Origin of the sequence: Photorhabdus hindustanensis (assembly GCF_002968995.1) — a bacterium.
Lineage (GTDB): Bacteria > Pseudomonadota > Gammaproteobacteria > Enterobacterales > Enterobacteriaceae > Photorhabdus > Photorhabdus akhurstii.
The window spans coordinates 35,889-52,641 of the sequence record NZ_PUWT01000032.1 but is presented as its reverse complement, the minus strand read 5'-3'; the positions used below and the strand labels follow the sequence as shown (position 1 = coordinate 52,641).

13 protein-coding genes are annotated in these 16,753 nt (G+C 41.6%); 4 read left to right on the top strand and 9 right to left on the bottom strand.

Translation table 11 applies throughout. The features are described 5' to 3' along the window. Window positions 1-1,583 (top strand): type VI secretion system Vgr family protein (locus C6H66_RS13215; protein WP_105395841.1); only part of this gene is annotated, 1,583 nt, incomplete at its 5' end. Next, the gene (locus tag C6H66_RS13210; protein ID WP_105395839.1) at window positions 1,580-2,371 is read left to right on the top strand and encodes a DUF4123 domain-containing protein; all 792 of its coding nucleotides are present in this window, start codon (window positions 1,580-1,582) and stop codon (window positions 2,369-2,371) included. The genes C6H66_RS13215 and C6H66_RS13210, both read left to right, overlap by 4 nt. A 1,016-nt stretch (window positions 2,372-3,387) precedes the next feature. Here the strand turns inward: C6H66_RS13210 and cas6e are convergent. The 9 genes from cas6e to C6H66_RS13165 all read right to left on the bottom strand — a co-directional run bounded on the left by cas6e (window position 3,388) and on the right by C6H66_RS13165 (window position 14,684). After that, window positions 3,388-4,062 (bottom strand): type I-E CRISPR-associated protein Cas6/Cse3/CasE, encoded by a 675-nt coding sequence (cas6e, locus tag C6H66_RS13205; protein ID WP_046395573.1) that lies wholly within the window; start codon window positions 4,060-4,062, stop codon window positions 3,388-3,390. Next, a complete protein-coding gene (gene cas5e / locus C6H66_RS13200; RefSeq protein WP_105395838.1) occupies window positions 4,049-4,795 on the bottom strand; it encodes a type I-E CRISPR-associated protein Cas5/CasD in 747 nt (248 codons plus the stop codon). The genes cas6e and cas5e overlap by 14 nt, the downstream gene beginning before the upstream one ends. Before the next feature lie 10 nt (window positions 4,796-4,805). After that, on the bottom strand, window positions 4,806-5,840 hold the full coding sequence (gene cas7e / locus C6H66_RS13195; RefSeq protein WP_046395575.1) for a type I-E CRISPR-associated protein Cas7/Cse4/CasC: 1,035 nt from the start codon (window positions 5,838-5,840) through the stop codon (window positions 4,806-4,808). A 20-nt stretch (window positions 5,841-5,860) separates the two neighbouring features. Further along, window positions 5,861-6,442 carry a type I-E CRISPR-associated protein Cse2/CasB gene (gene casB / locus C6H66_RS13190; RefSeq protein WP_105395837.1) on the bottom strand — a complete coding sequence of 194 codons (582 nt, stop codon included), beginning with the start codon at window positions 6,440-6,442 and terminating at the stop codon, window positions 5,861-5,863. After that, window positions 6,442-8,046: a type I-E CRISPR-associated protein Cse1/CasA gene (gene casA, locus C6H66_RS13185; RefSeq protein ID WP_046395577.1), complete on the bottom strand. Its 1,605-nt coding sequence runs from the start codon at window positions 8,044-8,046 to the stop codon at window positions 6,442-6,444. Before casA ends, casB begins: the two co-directional genes overlap by 1 nt. A 14-nt stretch (window positions 8,047-8,060) precedes the next feature. Continuing rightward, window positions 8,061-10,778, bottom strand: coding sequence for a CRISPR-associated helicase/endonuclease Cas3 (locus tag C6H66_RS13180; protein WP_105395836.1), 2,718 nt, complete (start codon window positions 10,776-10,778; stop codon window positions 8,061-8,063). Window positions 10,779-11,297: 519 nt separating this feature from the next. After that, a complete protein-coding gene (locus C6H66_RS13175; RefSeq protein ID WP_248000672.1) occupies window positions 11,298-12,719 on the bottom strand; it encodes a Fic family protein in 1,422 nt (473 codons plus the stop codon). 89 nt (window positions 12,720-12,808) lie between these two features. Next, window positions 12,809-13,360: a dihydrofolate reductase family protein gene (locus tag C6H66_RS13170; protein ID WP_105395835.1), complete on the bottom strand. Its 552-nt coding sequence runs from the start codon at window positions 13,358-13,360 to the stop codon at window positions 12,809-12,811. Window positions 13,361-13,652: 292 nt separating this feature from the next. Beyond that, on the bottom strand, window positions 13,653-14,684 hold the full coding sequence (locus tag C6H66_RS13165) for a hypothetical protein (RefSeq protein ID WP_046395580.1): 1,032 nt from the start codon (window positions 14,682-14,684) through the stop codon (window positions 13,653-13,655). A 482-nt stretch (window positions 14,685-15,166) separates the two neighbouring features. Between C6H66_RS13165 and C6H66_RS13160 the strand changes: the two genes are divergently transcribed. Both C6H66_RS13160 and C6H66_RS13155 read left to right on the top strand, forming a co-directional pair. Continuing rightward, window positions 15,167-15,676 (top strand): sigma-70 family RNA polymerase sigma factor, encoded by a 510-nt coding sequence (locus C6H66_RS13160; RefSeq protein ID WP_046395581.1) that lies wholly within the window; start codon window positions 15,167-15,169, stop codon window positions 15,674-15,676. Next, the gene (locus C6H66_RS13155; RefSeq protein WP_105395834.1) at window positions 15,655-16,668 is read left to right on the top strand and encodes a FecR domain-containing protein; all 1,014 of its coding nucleotides are present in this window, start codon (window positions 15,655-15,657) and stop codon (window positions 16,666-16,668) included. The genes C6H66_RS13160 and C6H66_RS13155 overlap by 22 nt, the downstream gene beginning before the upstream one ends. Window positions 16,669-16,753: the final 85 nt, after the last annotated feature.

Below are 16,753 nucleotides of genomic sequence, written 5' to 3'. Positions count from 1 at the left end.
AACTGGATGAATTTCATTACACACGGGAATATGTGACGCAGAAACGGGAGTCCGATTACGCCTTTTTTGCCCGGTTAGTTGCCGAAGAGGGGCTGAATTTCTGGTTTGAAGACGACAAGCTGTTTTTCAGCGACAGCCATTTAGGGATGACGGCCAATTTACCGCTGGTCTACAACCCGCAGATAGAGACGGCCACGGAAATGAATGTGGTTAATCAGGTGCGTCTGGGGGTCTCCATGACCCCGAATCGGGTCATTTATAAGGACTACAATCCCCAGAATCCTGCTTACCGCCTGACGCATCGGGCCAATATCGATCCCCGTGTCGAGGGGCAGAAAACCTTGTTTGAGCTTTTTGAAAGCTACGGCCGCTTTCAGAAAGACGCGCAGGCGAAACCGTTTGTCCAGCGCCGTCAGCAGGCTGTCGAAAATCAACGTCAGGCCGGCTGCGGGCAAAGCAACTGTTTTAAACTGATGCCCGGTAAAATCTTTGCGCTTAACGAACACCCGGTTGACGCCATGAACACCCGCTGGCAAATCGTCACTATCCATCATCACGGCAAATGTCCGCAGGCATTGCAAGAACAGAGCGGAGAATCAGGTACTTATCTGCACAATGAATTCAGTTTTATTTCGGGTTATCGAGACTGGCGAGCGCTATACCGTTACAAACCGCTGGCGGACGGTGATGAAGTGGCCACCGTGGTCGGCCCGGAAGGCGAAGAGATTTATGTCAATGAAGAGGGGTGTATCCGCATCCATTTTCACTGGGATCGTTATGATAAAGCCGATGAAAACGCCACCTGTTGGGTACGATTCGCGCAAGGCTGGAATGGCAGCGGTTACGGTTTTATGGCGGTTCCCCGTATCGGTCAGGAGGTGATTGTTTCTTATCTGAACGGTGATATTGATCGCCCGATTGTCACCGGTTGCACCTACAACGGTTCAAACCGGCCGCCGTTAAATTTACCTGCGGAAAAGACCCGCACGACATTTAAAACCCAAACCCACAAAGGGGAAGGTTTTAATGAATTGCGCTTTGAAGATGAGAAAGACCGGGAGGAGATTTACCTGCGCGGGCAGAAAGATCTGACCGCCCATATTCAGCACGACGCTTACTGGCATATTAAACATGACCATAAACAGCGCGTCGATAATAACCGCTATAGCGAAATTTCAGTGGATGATCATCAGCATGTCAAAGGCTCGGGGAAGTACAGCACCGATGGCGATGTTTCACACCGTATCTCAGGCAGTCAACATTTACAGACCGGGGAGGCGTTGGTGGCGGAAAGCGGTCAGGAAACGCACCTGAAAAGCGGCGGTAAGATGGTGTTGGAGGCGGCGTCAGAAATTACCTTAAAAGTCGGCGGCCATTTTATCCGGTTAACTCCCGGCGGTATTCTGACTTCCCCCAATTTGCTGGTCGGGCAAGGTTCAGCCGGTGCGGGCCGTGGATTGTCTCTGCAACTGCCGGAAGGAGTTGCGCCTCTGCCGGAGGTTAAACTCCCTGCCAAACCGCTTTGTGCCGTGCTGGCTCAACAGGAAACAAATTGGATTATTGATAATTTGGAGGATAAATGAACAAGTCAATAAATTGGCAACAGTGGCTGAGTATCCCTAATAAACCATCGGTTTTCTTTATGCTCAATTCACTGGCGGAACCTAACCCGGTGGCGCTCTTTTATCGCAACGACTGGGTAGAGCAGGCTTTTCCGCTCTACAGCAATACACCGATGGATCACATGCTGGCGCAAAGTCCCTGGCTGGTTCAGCCCAAGTCAGGTTGCCTGTCAGTAATCGGTCATCTGCTTGATAGCCAAACTCTGAGCGATAACAGTTGGGGATGGGCTTATCGCAGCGACGAGTCATGGATACAGCAGCTTAATCATTGGCGTTCACGCCAGCAGGTGATATTGCGGGAGAGGCAAGTGATTTTTCGCAGTATGGACCCACGTATCCTCGGTCTGTTATTACCGGCAATGATCGTCAGCGATTGGTCGGCATTTTTGACACCGGTGAGTGAGCTGATGATCGATATGCCCGAACCACAGATTTATTATCGGCCTGAAAATTGTGGTCAAGGCGGCAGTGAATCGCCCTTTATTCTGGGCGATCATTTATCGCATGCCTGGCACCATTCCGATTACGCCCTGCAAGGGATGGCATCTGCGATCAGTTATAATTGCTGGGAAAACCACGGAGAATTGGCTGATAAGCTAGATAAGCCAGAGGGACAGTTAGTGGAGCAAATTATCAATTGGTTAAAATACCGTTTGGCAAACGGAGATAATATTAGCAAACTTACCTACGTAGATTTTTTACAAACACTGACTGACGACGCCCCTTCCCAAAGGTTTATTGAAAGTTGAGAGAGAAACAACACACAATCAATAATATAATCAACAACACCATTATTATGTCCCCGTAAAAACGGGGAGCATTTTTACTTCAACTATCATCATCAAACCTGAATCCGGTTTATCCCCATAAATTCAGGGAACTCTGACCTTCTATGTCAATTACCTTTCCAGATGACGGTTGATCCCCGTAGATTACGGGGATCAAATTGTAACAAATGGCGATAGTTCTGTATTTAGCGGTTTATCCCCGTAGAAACGGGGAACAAATCTATCTCTGCCAGCTAAATACGCTAGCTGTTCGGTTTATCCCCGTCAATCACAGGGAACACGCTTCCAAACCCCAAGCATAACAGTATCAAGTCGGTTCACCCCCGTAGACACAAGGAACACCGCTTACTACCGACCGTATCACTGTTACTGTCCGGTTTATCCCCCCATAGAGGCAGGGAGCATCAGGAAAACCAGTTATCAGCGTCATTTTCACACGGTTAATCCCCGTTAGACAATACAGGGAACACACTTTTAGATCTACAGCTATTTGGGGCGCTGCTAGGTCCATCCCCGTTAGTACAGGGAACATTTAGCGAACATAGTAAAGCATCACTCATGCCGCGGTTTATCCCTACAAATGCAGGGAACACTTACATTCTCTCTTTGACGAGATATATCGAGTTTGGTTCACCCCGGTAACGGTCAGGAACATCCACTACACGATATCCTATCATTGATTATAACTGCTTATCCCATTAAACACAGGGAACATATTCTGCCTGGTTCAAATGTATACCAAAATTCAGGTTCATCCCCACAGACGTGAGGAACACGGTAATTATTTTATCCATATTTCCAAGAGTAGCGACTACCCCCTACTCTACAGAATGATATTAATTAGCAATATCACTTTTTACCATGCTTTTGAAATGTAACACAAACAATTAATAACCACGAATGCGTCACCTTTAACATCAATATCCCGATACAACAAAGAATATTGCATTACGCGCTCCGACAAAAATAAATTTCCATTACACTGATCTGATTAACATCAATCCGCATCCCATCGCTTTAGCGCGACCAAAGCCTTTTGCATACTGTTCCAAATATAGCTCACCGTTAGTCACCGTCAGAAGTCCTTGGAAATCAACACTGGAAAATTGTATTTTCTGCCCATGCTTTTTTACACTTCGATGCTGGGTATAACCTTCAACATCCAGTAAATCGTCAAACTGAATACCCCATTGCTGCATACGACGGCTATTCAACAACCAATTACGGGCGGCATCATCCATCATGGCTTTTATTTTCCCCTGCCTTGTTTCACCTTTCTGCCTTGCCATAAACTTAGCATGCATCAAGACATCATGACGCCGACGTTTTCCAAAAGAGTCGGTAATACAGATTGTTGGATTAACGCGTAATTTGAAAGCTAAACGTTGCCCCTCCTGCAATTGAGGATAAAACGCTTTCGTTTCCACCTCAAACAATGGTGACTGAGTTTGAGGTGATGTTTTAGATAAAACATAGAATACGGGTAATCCCATTATTCCGTTCTCTTCCCGAAATAGAAATTGACGTTTTTCGTCTGTTGAAAACAATTTCCATAACAATTGATGAGAAGTATAAACGCCATTCGCACCCATTTTTGCTAATATATTTGCTGTTTGACTCGATTGCCGAAGCACAATTTTAGACAAATACATCAACACTCTCCTCGATAGAAAGTTGATACATAGTACGTTGCCGGAATTGCCAACGCGCCCGGTTAATCGGCTCATCCCAAGGATGGCTGATCAAGATATTTGAAGAACTCATTTCATCTTTATTTCCCTCCCAAAAATAAGTCACAATCCCATTTGCCCCTAACCATAATTTATCCTCTCTATCCGAATGCATCAGCGGTGGAAAAGGGATATCCAACGCTGTTTTTAATGTTGATGACGTAATGAGTTTAGGGCAGAGAGGTAAAGCAAGCGGGCAAGATTTACGTCCAAGATGCAAGATAAATACGGGTTTAAGTAAAGCATCCCGTAATTGTTCAAGCGTAAAACCAGTGTGTTCAGTTAATGTAATCGCAACAATCCAAATACCATCACAACGATAATCGCGATTAGACAGAATGGTATTCAGTCTATCTGATCTTAATTCACTTTTACGGTTCTGATGAACCACATTACTATTGTGCGTCGGCACTTGCGTCGTATGATAATCACGCATTAAAGAGCCAGGAACAGTCTGCTTAATTGCAATCAACACACTTTTTTGTAATTTTGCTAATTCAGACTCATCATCTCGTCGAATACCTAATGCTGCTCCTAATAACCCCAAAATCGCGGAGCGACCCGGATACAATTCCGTTGGCCGCTCTCCCCCAACCGCAGGTTGGCCCCAACTTGCCATCGGGCCATATAATCGGAAGACTAAATATGCTTTCATTCTGCCTCCATTACCGCACAACAAATTCAAGCAGCTCGGTTAAAGTTCCTTCCCCTGTGAATGTGTTGAATTTATAGCGGGCATCGGCACAAGTACCGTAAACTTGATCAATATTGTGCATCTGGCTTTCTAAGGCATTAATTGCCGATGGCCCCTGGTCGCTGTCATTAATAGGTTTTAAAAATGCAACGGATAAAGAACGAGGTTGTTGTTCGCCTTTCTCAGCGAGAGCAAAACTGGCATAAGCACGAGAAGCAAAACTATTTTGTTTACCCGTAGGCGACACTTTCACAGCGGCTTCTGTTAATGCTTTAATCGCTTTATTAGCCAGGGTTTCATCGCCATCCAAATTTTTTATTAATTGCGTTTTATTAATGCAGATATAACTGTAAAACAGCGCAGCGGCAAAACCCAATTCGCCGATATGGGCTGACCCGGTATCTTCCTTGCCATCATTTAAATCATCCACCGCCGTAAAATAATCATCTTCAATCACCACACTATGCACACTAATAGCATGAGCGACCTGACAAGATGCCTCGACGTTAAATGCCGGACTTGAAGCTAACATCCGACCAAACAAAGCAATATCCACCGCAGTTTGCTTAGTTTTTAATAAATGAAGTTCTTCGGCTGTCGGCGCCCGATTTTCTTTCGCCAACACCTCAATCAACGACATGACAGATCGTTGTTCTGCCGGACTGATATGAGCCAATTGCTCAATTTCTAAAGCATCTTTTTTCGTTTTTCCAAAAACACCAGCAATCGTTGTAGCCAATGCTTTAGCGGATTTTTCTTTCACTCCAGCACTGACCAAAGCGTCAAATACCTTAATACCAAATCGCTTGGTGCGAATACCAATATTCTCTGATAGCACCTGTTCAAATAATTCAGAAGTACGCCAGTGGCGTTTTAAGCTTTGAGAACTCACGCGTAAACGTTCAAAACCGCCCATTCTCGCTGTTTTAGGCCGGCCTAAATCATCACGATTCAGATTAGATGGCGCATAGGAAGTTAATAAGTGTAATTGAACAAACTGACTCATAATAATCATCCTAAACTCAATTAATGAAAATCCGATAAATCAACCGATTTACCACTAGCTGCACGGTAATAATCCATAACCCACTTCACCTTAATACGCTTATCCGCCTTACATGGCTGTAATTGACCATATTCAGCGAACCACTCCTCAATATCCCGTGCTAGAGCCAAAACAGAAATATTGCCTTTGACTTTCTGTAAAATTTGACGTAATCGACGTAGTAATTCATTCGGTGTTTTAGCATTTTGTAATTGTGAGAATCTTAATTCACTGACAACCGGTTTATTTCCTCCTCCTTTCTTACCCGCCGCTACCGCCAATGTAATACCACTGTTGCTTTTAACATAAACTAATGCTGCCGCCATTGTGGCCCAATATTCTAATTTTACCGGACTCTCCGATAAGCTAATTTCATCAGGCAAACTGAACCACAAATCCCGAAAACCTTCAGTTAACATGGCCATCTCAACGTTTTCACAGCGCTTTAACTGAGCTTTATAAGTAGAAGGCGCTGGAATAATACCTTTCTCTTTTAACTGCTTCGGTGACATAAACATACTTTGCCACCAACGCAATAATATGATTTCGATCTTGCTGTCCATTACATTTCCTCTTTACCAGAGTGAATATGGTGATTAGTAATAAATGTATTGATCTCTTTTAAAGCTCTCTGTCCATATAGCCCGATAATTAACTGTTGACGCGCTCTCATACGTTTTACCATTGAACGTTCATTACCCAATTCAGATAAAGCAACATATTCATCGAATAAATTTCTACAGAGATGACGCAAGGTATTAAGCCAATGTTTAGCCTGCTCTGGTGTCAGAAAAGGTGAATCCGAACGTCTATTATTGATAAGTTGATACACCACAGAAAAAAACAGCGATTCACTTTGTTGCCAAAAATTCAGGTCAATAAAGGAAATGTCTCCTCTCACATCCGCAGGCTTTTCAAACCAAGCCGCTTTTATTTGATTCCGGCATAGCCAAATCATATTGGTCGCCAATTTTTGCAGCTCTTTGACTTGATATAGAATCTTTTCCTGTTGTTCAGGTAAGACAAAAAACAACGGCACAGTGACAGAATACCAACAACGTGCTTTCATATTATCCATATCGTAGCCAAATACCCACAGACGAGGCATGACTCTTCGCAGTTCAGCAAAATGACAACATAAAGAGTAAAAATGGCTGACGACCGGCGCGCAACGCTGCCCTCTCTCATGGCTGGTAAAGACTAAAGCATCCCAAATTTTATACGTCACCCCTCCAGGTTGGCCTTTAATCGATAAATGTTGGGTTGGTTCTTTAAGATCCCATTTATAGGGCGTTAACGGATGGGTCCAATTACCGGAATAATTACCGCCATAGTTTTGTGTCCGATATTCAGAGACAGTGAATGCAGAATATTGACCTGAAATTTTGCAAATATTTTCACCCTTTTCCACCACCAAACGTATCCGTCTCGGCATCGCCCAATACATATGTAAGGGATGAACATCCTTAGCATAAATTTCTGTCCCTCCATTAACACTCACTTTTGTTGGCGCTAGCCAGGGAAAAATCTGAGCACTGGTTAAATCAGGTTCTGCATAATGCCATTCACTTCGACTAATGACGTTTAACCACAGTTTTTGCCATAACGTTGTATCCGTTTGTTGCGGCGCCATTAACGTGGTTAATGGTCCTCCACCTCGTAATCCTACTCGATGCCCCACTCCTCCTGACGGCGCATTAATTTGTAAGGTAAACAGCGCCAAAGCCGCCATTTCAAGAGACATCACATCTCCGACGCCACGTTTAACAAAATGATCCGTATTAAGTTTTAAACCATTCGCTCCCGGCGCTTCAATTAATAATCCAGCTACAGTCGTTGATTTTGCGGTTTGCAGCGGATCAAAATCTTGCATAAAAAGTGGCCCTATACCGGTAACATTGAAGGCGTGTATCACTTTATTAAAAGCTTGCTGTAATACCTTTTTATCAGGTGATGTTTCATATAGAGCATGCCATTGATATTTATCTTCCGGCGCAAAAACGGTTTGTAATAAACCAATGGCAAATTGACAAGCTGCTCCTTGAAAATCAGCTCGTGGTAAAGCAAAGTCCATAACATCATGATCACATATCGCATTAATAGGCAGTACTTTTTCACTACCATCACGTAATCGAAAGGGCAACCACGGGTCCTGAACTAAGTTCATAACACCTCCTGCTTTTATCTTTCACAAAAGCCTATTGTTGAAGAATAGGTAAAATTCGGATCTTGTTCCGGCAACCAAGGTCGCAAATATCTAATTTGGTAATATCTCTGTTGCAAGGCATTGAGAGCGGGTATTAACGCTGTTGGAATTGGCGCTAATTTATTTGCATACTTATTTCTGGATAATTTAATCGTACTCAGCGACACTGAAAATTCGCCGGAATTTACCCAAGGCACCAGTTGTCCTGAATCATTTTTTTTCAGTAATAACACCTCAACAGTTTCAATATCACTGTAGCGAGCATTAATATCGGAATCATCTTCATACCAACGATCAGCACTGCGATCACAATAACCATATAATTGCCACTGTAACCAAAAAGATTTAGCTTTAGCTGTCTGACTTCGCTCCTCGTCAATAAATTCATTCCCTTGGTGTTTTAACACTTCCGGCGCTTGCTCATAGGCATGACCATAAACCGCTTCAATTAATTGGCGAGTTTCCGTAGGCATACGTATAGCACCTAATTTTCTCAACACGCGCATGCTTAACCACAGACGGACAGGCGAGCGATAAACACATTGCGTGTTACGAAAATTATAGCTTAACCAATCTGATCCAGGTTGCTCCCGCCATTCAGGCGCGTGAACAAACAATATTGGCGCAGGGCGTGAATCTTTAATACCCCATCGATAGATACCATCGCTATCGCGGGTGTGGCGATGCAAACGCCCGGCTCGCTGAATAAGATCATCAATAGGACAAATATCTGAAATCATGACATCGGCATCAGTATCTAAACTCTCCTGAAATATTTGTGTGGCGATTAATGCTTTGCCCCGCCGCATTTCACCCTGACTATTTTTACCAAAAATAGTCATAACATGATTTTCAATCTCTTTCCGATGCTGCAAGATAAACTGGCTATGAAATAATAGACAGCGCTCAGGTTCAGTAAGCAAACTTTGCAGTGTCTGATAAGCTTCAATAGCATCATCAACGGTATTTCTTATCCAAACGACACATTGCCCTTGTACAATGGCGGCTAATACTTTTTCAACACAACTACTAAAGCTATTTAAGAAATCAACTTTCACTTCCCGGCTAACATCTTTTCGGCTTGATAACGGTTGTTCAATAACGGGCGATACGGCATTTAAACTTATTTTTGTTGCTAAAGGAAAATCCGTTTTTTGTAATAATTGAGAACTTAGTCCACCGGCATTCAGCCAAATATCCGTTAAACGTTGACGCTGTTTAAAGGTCAATGTTGCTGTCAATAAAATGGCTGAACCGCCCTGATAAAGATGCAGCGCTAATAAATTTTCCAGCAAATTAAACATAAATTCATCAGCAGCATGGACTTCATCAACGATGAGTACTTTACGATTAAGCCCAAATAATCTCAGTGATTGATAACGCCTTGGCAATACAGCCAATAAAGCCTGATCAATTGCTCCGATTCCAACAGGCGCCAACAGCGCTTGCTTACGTGGGTCCGCTAACCATTGATTACACTGCGCCGAAGAGGGAATATCTGTTTTACCATAGTTTCTATCTGGATGACCTAACGCCAAAACGGGTTCACGAAATTGATTATTCATCTCCCGCATACCATGAGCTAAAACGATATTTGGTTTACTATCATCCTCTATCGATAGCATTTGCTGGTAATGTTTAGCAATGCGGCTAAATATTGCATTAGACGATGCCATTGTAGGCAAACCAAAATAAAAACCATCAGCGGCTTTTGCCTGCATTAAACGGTGTGTAAGCGCAAGCGCCGCTTCTGTTTTCCCAGCCCCGGTAACATCTTCCAAAATAAACAGTTGAGGAGAATGATCTACAGATATTGATTCGGCCCACTGTTGCAATGGTGTTGCGGCAAAACCGTAATATTCCTGGATGGAAATAAACGGCTTAACTACCGGCTCTTTATCTAAATTGGCCGCCATAACCGCCTTTTTTGCCATTGCTTGAGCATGTTTCCAATAATCAGCTAATGGTATAGGCTCAGATTGATACGTAAAATAATGATTATCAGAACCAATCCAATCCGCCAATATTGCAATACCCGCAAACTGCCAACTCACTTGTTCCAGTCGCCGTCGCCACTCTTTGGATTGTAATTTTTCAATGGGAAACTCAGGTTGAAATAATTCAACCAAATGATGTGCAAAAAGTGTAGCAGCATTAAGGTTATGAGGTTCAGTAAAACGTTTAATCGCTTTATAGTTTGTTTTATCAATTGGCCGACCGTGATGCCCTAATACACAATCCATGAATACCATTAGGGTATCAAACATCTCTCGCTGTTCTCTTCGCTCGACACCTTCAATATCAACCAGTCTATTAAGTAATTCCGTTTTGATATTTTCCCAGAAATATAACCCTATACGATCATGACAAAAATAACGACCACCAGACTCTTTAGGGCAATCTGGTCGATGCAGACCCACTGCCAGACCGGGAAGTAATTTTTGAAAAGCAGATGCAAATTTACCAATATCGTGCAAAGCCAATATAAAAGAGACTATGCTTTGTAGCTGCTGCGTAGATAACGCTAAAAAATTAGCGAGATCTCTAGTTAACGATCTTTCTAAAGAGAGTAACTGCATTCCTACCGCAGCAACATCTAAACAATGGTAAGGAAGCAGATGATAATCTGCACTATCAACCTCTAAGACTCGCTTCGCCTTACCCCAGTATTGAAAATAAATCGGCATTTCCATCTGAAATCCTTACTTAAACATCTGTTTTACCTATTTTTAGAACATAATGCGAAAATTTAGATCAGAAAAATACTAGTTTCTGTTTTTTTAGGATAATTCTGTATAAAAACTCATTACCTAAACAGACGAATTTTTGACCTATCTCTGAGCATAAGCCAGAATTGAAGCGACATCGTAGTGCAAGGAGCCGTTTAACCGGGTAGCCAACCTACATTTATCCATTTGATAAATAAAGATAATCACATGTAATGTCTGTACCCGTTTTACCAAAGGTTCATTTACACTGATAACCCTGCGTATATGATGTCAGGCCAAGGTGAGATGAAAATACTGACGGGTGTTTAGCGATGTCAATTACTATTATTTCGTAAATCGATCTAAATCCTTATCTGTATAAGTTTAAGCCCTGATACGACGGCATAACGAAAGCGCTAATTAATAGCTTCTCTAAGATAATGGCGTAATTAACCCGGAAATTTTTTATGGTCATTTAGCTATTCAATAGCGTGAATACAAAGACTATCGGTGTTTTCCTTTCCATTTTTCAAATTGCGAAGGTCGGAGGCTATATCTTGCCAACACACCTTCATGCAATCGCCGTAGCTCTTCAATAACCAATGCCTTTAATGTGTCATGCTCAGATTGGCTTAATTCATCGGAAATTAATTTATCTATAACGTCAATTGAATCCATCTCAGGTTTGGCAACTACCTGATAAACGATCTGCTTAATCACATTTCGATATTGTAATCTTAACGGATCTGGTGCGGTGATTCCCTGCGTGACAGCCAAATATTCTTGGGCAGAACGCTCATAAGCCCATAGATAAAGATCCCGTAGCAATTCAACTCGAGTCATTTCATAAATACCAAGCATTGCACGGCTATATGCCTCTTCCGGTACATCGACAAAAGTTAACGGACACAGATTTGAACGAATCAACGGCAAATTAGCCGCCAGACGGGAAGTTCGCTTATTTACATCGGCAAAAGGTTGTAAATACGGCAAGTGGACCATCATAAAAAAGGATTGCTCAAACGGATCTGATATAGCTCGTGCTTTCCCGAGCAACGAATTTAAAACTTCACTGATATGGGCCTCACCAAATAACGGTCTGAAAACACTTTTTCCTATTTCAACTTGATGTTGACGGATACGTCCTTCATAGACAGGATTAGATAATAAATTTTCAGATAATGCACTGTGTAAATTGAGAACGGTATATCGATTAAAATCGAGTTCCTCAATACCATCGACAAGTAATTCAATAGCGGCTTTATGGTTTAGGATCATTTGAGTTTCAATAGCGTTTTTTCCTACCGCAATTTTTCCATATTCAATCAACTTTACCGTATCCAATCGACTGTAAGTGTTTCCTTCCAAATAACTTGAAGCCCATGATAAATCAATGAGCAAACGATCCAAGATAGCTCTACCATAGGTTCCCGCGGGCTGTGAGATTTGTTTCGTATCTCCAATTCTCCAAAGCTGATTACGAATTGGCACCGACAGATAATAAGTGACATTCGGCTCATATGATTCCAGAAACTCTCGCTGATAACCGACAGGCGTCCTCGCTTTGATGGGTTGATCAATATAACGAAGAATATCCTTACTATCCTCAGACAGTGGAATATAGCTTGGGAAATTATCCGATCTATCCGCTACCGAATCTGATGTTTCCTCCGTAGCGATAACATAGCGGCGACTTCGACCTTCACCCAATATCTGTACTTTCTTATCTTCAACAAGTCGCCCCAACCAACGTTGAACAGTCCTTCTAGGAACAGAGGGATACTCCGCCAATAAATCCGAAACAGACATAGGTTGTGATGCAACACACAAGGTTTCATAAATATCAGTCATTGAACTCATAACGAACCAACAGATTCCAGTCAGAATACTGGCGCGATTATGGCGCAATTCAGATAATCGCGCCACTTTTGCGCCATCAATATGGCGCGATTAATGTGAGCAATACATATGGCTGTAGCGTTGAACCAGTTTAAATGAACATGACAGCAGTAATCTTATTTACGGGGTAGGATTGCATCAACATCTAGCAAGCTTTCAATCGCGCCGCTACGTAAAAAACGTTGAGTCTTAGGCGTAACATGTACTTTTTCACTCACAGGAAGAACCTCAACGCCCGCGCCTAAAAATACCGGAATCGTGGTTAAGAATATTTGCTGTAATTCACCAGCCTCAGCAAAATACGCAGCGGTTTTACCTCCCCCGACTAACCAGACATCTTTACCATTAGCCACTTTCTTCGCCCTGGCAGCAATAGCTCTTACTGTTTCATTGGTTATGGTGATATTCAACCGTTCAGGCGTTGACAGCGCCCTATGAGAAAGAACGAAAGCGGGAATATTTTTGTATGGCCAATCACCCGGTGAGTTTGCCATTATCCATTCGTATGTTTTTGACCCCATAATTACAGCGCCAATACCTCGATAAAAATCATCATAAGGTGTTGCATCATCCCCAAGCACAAACTCATATAACCAATCCAGCCCATTGTTTTCATTAGCAATATAACCATCTATTGTCGCAGCGACGTAATAAATTAATTTCGGCATTATTACCTTCCTATTAAACACGATGTTAAAACGCTATACGCCCAGATTGATGATAGTTGAAATGTTTTCACCAATAAACATATGAAAAAGAAAAACACTAAAACATTGCTTCCATATCCGAAAACGTAAATTCTATCATTCAATATCGCTTGGTCAAAGATATGAAAAATTCAAGAAATTAAAATAAAAAGTAAAATAAATCATTTAGCTAATAAAATAAGCCCAAATACGGAAATATAATATCTGTTGGCGCCTTAACACTTGATGATGAAAAATAGCTTATCTATAAAAGCTAACTTTCATCATCCATAATATTGTCATAGAAGCGATATTCAGGAACTTTAGCCTCATTAATCGTGCCAATTCTTACTGGCAAATGACCATACGAATGACATAATAATTTTATATAATTCCAATATTCCCGCTCTGTTTCTATATGCTCTATCAGTGGATCAAAAGCACCATCATAAAATTCAACATTTAATTCTCTACCATCATTACCTCCATTAATATTTCCACTACTATTTTCTTGTTGATTAATATACTCTTTATTATCCTTTTCGTTATTCATATTTCCGCGATCTATAATTTCTAACATCTCTTTTATCATCTCTAAACTATGACAAGCTGTTTGCGGTGAGTTATAGAATAATCCATCATTAAAAATAGCTTCCATCAATTCATAAAATGCGAACGAGGTTGTTCCCTGTATATATTTGATATTTCTATTATCATATATACCAAAACATTTATCATTCAAGATATCCGTATTATTATCATCATAGCCAATTAATATTTGCCTGTCACTGGCAATGATCGGAATATTTTTAATTTCGTGGATATATTCACTGATACTATAATGCTCTTTATCTCCTTTTCTATAACCCGATGCCATACACACCGATTCAATATTAAAATATTTTGTTGGCGTATGTTCACGATTAAAGTATTCAGACAGTTTTTCATTATCTTTCATATCTTTTCGCTGATATACCCGATGAACCGATGTGATTCTCTGAATACTAATCCAATCAAATATCGGCTCTTCTTGCGAAGGTTTTCTAATCTCTGCAATATAAGCGGCAATATCAATTTCCAACCAAGCGCTCAACATAGCCTGCCACGGTTCTATCGCGAGAAATATATTTGATATTGTCACTCCTTTTTCTATGATGACTTTATTTCTGAAATATTTCAGGAAAAAGAACGGATCATTTTTCCCTAGCTGTTCCTGAACTGACAACATCGGTACAGCTATTGCCATATCGTAATCTGAGCGAAATCTCAGAATCGAATCAACACAAATAATTAAAGTACCTTCCATCTTATCCCTCGTTAATTTAAGCTTTTCATATATTAACCACTGTAATTCTTATATATACACCCCTCTATTATAGTCATATATCTGGATTTTGCTATTTTTGAACATCAGATTTATTATTCCAACCACCTACATTACATCAATATTAAAAGATAGTTACATGATATATTAGGCACACATCAATAAATACGACACCATATTAATTTACCCTAAACATAAAATTATTAAAACTTTCCCTTAGTGAAAATATTTTTAATATTAAATTCAACCAGAAATTATTTAAATTCTCGATCCCTGTTTAAGGCTCTTATAATTTCCCCCTGTCAATCACGAACAAAACTACAAATTAATTCATTAACTTGCTTTATAGTAAATAAAAATGTATTTGATCAGCCGCTTCGCACCCATTATTCATTGGTAACGGAAAACAATTACCTGTAACATACCAGAATGATAATGATTTGCATTTACATTGATAGCTTGACATGAAAATGACCGTTAATGTTTCAGACACTCAACAGATCCAGTGCATGTACATCCACAATCATGATTGGCTATTTCGTTGGCTTAAGCATCGTCTTAACTGTGATGAAACCGCCGCAGACCTGACCCAAGATACTTTTGTTAAATTACTTCGTTCACCTTTACCACAGCAACTTAATGAACCCCGTGCCTACATCGTCACCATTGCCAAAGGGTTGATGGTTAACTGGTACCGCCGCCGCTCACTTGAACAATCTTATCTGGATTTACTCGTCAGTCTGCCTGAACCGCTCATTCCCGCACCAGAGCAAAAACTTATCATCCTCGAAACGCTTCAGGAAATTGATATCATGCTGAATCAACTCCCCACGCCAGTGCAAACTGTCTTTTTACTTTCCCAGATAGAAGGAATGAAGTATGAAGATATTGCAAATCAGATGAATATTTCGCTGTCCACAGTAAAACGTTATATGAAACAAGGCTTTTATCAATGCCTGATAGCAATGGCATAAGAGGGATTGGTTTGACTTTCACTGATAAATCTTCTTCATCAAGTACACCTTCTGAAACGATACTTGCCGAAGCCGCAGAATGGCTGACCGTTTTGCATGATAGCCACGCCAGCGAAGCTGATCGAAATGCCTGTGCTGCCTGGTGCGCACAAAGTCCAGAACATGCTCAAGCCTGGGAACGGGCGCAATGTCTGTTAGCACGGTTACACCATCTACCACCACATATCGCCTCACCGTTGTTAAACAACAAACAGACCTTCTCCCGTCGGGAAGCCATCAGAAAGCTTACACTCATGTTGTTAATACCGGCTGGCTCATCATCACTCTTCTGGCAATCTGATCAATTTCAGCTTCTCACTGGCGATTATCACACTGCAACCGGGCAAATTCAGCGCTGGTTATTACCGGATAACAGTCAAGTGACTTTAAATACACAAAGCTCAACAGATGTTCATTATGACGATACCCAACGGCTTATTGGTTTAAAGCTAGGGGAAATCTATATTGAAACTCATAAAGATAGCCGCTATCCGGCTCGCCCATTTCAGGTACAAACTCAACAAGGCGTTATTGTGGCATTGGGCACAAAATTCAGCGTTCGCCAACAAGCCTCACATACTCAGGTGGAAATAATAGAAGGAGCGGTTCGCATTACGCCAGATAACGGTTTGCCGCACATACTGCATGCTGGAGAGGCAACCCATTTCACTCAATTCGCCGTTGCCCCACAACATCCCCGTTCAACGGCGTCTTTAAGCTGGTTACAGGGCATGATGGTAGCTGATAACTTGCCGCTGGCAACGGTGGTTACTGAACTGAATCGCTATCGTTCCGGTGTCATCCGTTGTGATGATAAAGTGGCGAATTTGCGGGTTTCTGGTGCTTTTCCCATACGGGATACGGATCTGGCGCTGCATATGCTATTACAAACTTATCCGCTCTCAATGCGCAGCTTGACCCGCTATTGGATTACCCTCTATTCATCCAGTTAATAAAAATAATCATTTTTACTGACACTTTTTTCAATCTCATACGGCATAGAAATAAAAGAAGTTTAAAAAGTTATGGAGAACTTAC

Coding starts and splice junctions, on each gene's coding strand:
- casB (WP_105395837.1), bottom strand. CDS start 6,442: ATGGACAGCAAGATCGAAATCATATTATTGCGTTGGTGGCAAAGTATG.
- C6H66_RS13155 (WP_105395834.1), top strand. CDS start 15,655: ATGCCTGATAGCAATGGCATAAGAGGGATTGGTTTGACTTTCACTGAT.
- casA (WP_046395577.1), bottom strand. CDS start 8,046: ATGAACTTAGTTCAGGACCCGTGGTTGCCCTTTCGATTACGTGATGGT.
- C6H66_RS13210 (WP_105395839.1), top strand. CDS start 1,580: ATGAACAAGTCAATAAATTGGCAACAGTGGCTGAGTATCCCTAATAAA.
- cas5e (WP_105395838.1), bottom strand. CDS start 4,795: ATGAAAGCATATTTAGTCTTCCGATTATATGGCCCGATGGCAAGTTGG.
- C6H66_RS13170 (WP_105395835.1), bottom strand. CDS start 13,360: ATGCCGAAATTAATTTATTACGTCGCTGCGACAATAGATGGTTATATT.
- cas7e (WP_046395575.1), bottom strand. CDS start 5,840: ATGAGTCAGTTTGTTCAATTACACTTATTAACTTCCTATGCGCCATCT.
- C6H66_RS13165 (WP_046395580.1), bottom strand. CDS start 14,684: ATGGAAGGTACTTTAATTATTTGTGTTGATTCGATTCTGAGATTTCGC.
- cas6e (WP_046395573.1), bottom strand. CDS start 4,062: ATGTATTTGTCTAAAATTGTGCTTCGGCAATCGAGTCAAACAGCAAAT.
- C6H66_RS13180 (WP_105395836.1), bottom strand. CDS start 10,778: ATGGAAATGCCGATTTATTTTCAATACTGGGGTAAGGCGAAGCGAGTC.
- C6H66_RS13160 (WP_046395581.1), top strand. CDS start 15,167: ATGAAAATGACCGTTAATGTTTCAGACACTCAACAGATCCAGTGCATG.